Origin of the sequence: Pseudokineococcus marinus (assembly GCF_013004605.1) — a bacterium.
Taxonomy (GTDB): Bacteria; Actinomycetota; Actinomycetes; order Actinomycetales; family Quadrisphaeraceae; genus Pseudokineococcus; species Pseudokineococcus marinus.
This window is the reverse complement of sequence record NZ_JABEMA010000487.1, coordinates 1-1,482: the sequence shown is the minus strand read 5'-3', so window position 1 is coordinate 1,482 and position 1,482 is coordinate 1. Positions and strand designations below refer to the sequence as shown.

General features: G+C 76.0%; 1 protein-coding gene and 1 pseudogene. Both read left to right on the top strand.

Annotated elements, in window-relative coordinates; translation table 11 throughout:
* The coding region (gene mltG / locus HLB09_RS16890; RefSeq protein ID WP_171204452.1) for an endolytic transglycosylase MltG at window positions 1-1,084 on the top strand (1,084 nt) is incomplete at its 5' end.
* Window positions 1,077-1,482, top strand: a pseudogene (locus HLB09_RS16885) (shikimate dehydrogenase); the annotation flags it as partial. The gene mltG and the pseudogene HLB09_RS16885, both read left to right, overlap by 8 nt.

Sequence of the window (1,482 nt, the reverse complement as noted above, 5' to 3'; positions counted from 1 at the left end):
GGCTGACGACGCCGCCGGGCGCCCGCGGCGCCGGCGGCGCAGCGGTGCCCGTCGGGCCGTCGCCGCGCTCGTCATGGTGCTGGCGCTGGCGCTCGTCGTGGGCGCCGGCATCGTCGGCTGGAACTTCGTCAGCCCCCTCCTGGACCGCGAGCCGGCCCCCGAGGACTACGCCGGCCCGGGCACCGGCGAGGTGCAGGTGCAGGTCGAGCAGGGGGACACCGGCCAGGACATCGGCGAGGCGCTCGTCGAGGCCGGCGTCGTCCGGACGGTCGGGGCCTTCACCACGGCCGCGGCCGCCGACCCCGAGTCGGCGAGCATCCAGCCGGGCACGTACGCCCTGCGGGAGGAGATGTCGGCGGCCTCCGCCCTGGACCTGCTGCTGTCCCCGTCGGCCCGGGTCGACCTCCAGGTGCAGCTCATCGAGGGGCTGCGCGCCGCGGACGCCCTGGCGCAGATCGAGGCCGACACCGGCCTCGCCGTCGACGAGCTGCGCGCCGCGGCGACCGACCCGTCGGTGCCGCTGCCCGCCGAGGCGCAGGGCAACCTCGAGGGCTACCTCTTCCCCGCCACGTACACCTTCGAGCCGGACGTCACGGCCGTCGAGGTCGTCTCCACCATGGTGGCCCGCGCCGAGCGGGGCCTCGTCGAGGGCGGCGTCCCGCCGGAGGAGTGGCACCGCACCATGACGGTCGCCAGCCTCGTCGAGGCCGAGGCGTCCCGCGAGGAGGACCGCCCGAGGGTCGCCCGCGTCATCGAGAACCGCGTCGACGCCGGCATGCCCCTGCAGTTCGACACGACCGTCGACTACGCCACGGGCAAGCGCGGCGTGACGACGACGGACGAGGACCGCGCCACGGACTCGCCCTACAACACCTACGTCTACCCGGGGCTGCCGCCGGGGCCGATCAACTCGCCGGGGGACAGCGCCATCGCCGCCGCGGTGAACCCCGCCGACGGCCCGTGGATGTACTTCGTGGCCGTCAACCCCTCGACGGGGGAGACGCGGTTCGCCGTCACCTTCGACGAGCACCAGCAGAACGTCCGCCTCTTCCAGCAGTGGCTGCGCGAGAACGGCAGTGACTGACGCACCGCCTCCGCCCTCGGGCACGTCGGGGGACGGCGCCGGAGGCCCGCGACGGGCGGCCGTCCTCGGCTCGCCCGTCGCCCACTCCCTGTCGCCCGCGATGCACCGGGCGGCGTACGCGGCGATGGCCCTCGACGGGTGGACCTACGACGCCCGGGACGTCACGGAGACCGAGCTGCCCGCCGTGCTCGCGGCGTGCGGGCCCGAGTGGGCCGGGCTGTCGCTGACGATGCCGCTCAAGCGGGCCGTCCTGCCGCTGCTCGGCGAGCTCGACGAGGTCGCCCGCGCCACGGGCGTCGTCAACACCGTCACCTGGCGGGGCGAGGGGGCCGCGCGCGAGGCGCTCGGCGCCAACACCGACGTCGAGGGGATCGCGGGGGCGCTGAGCCCGCTCCTCG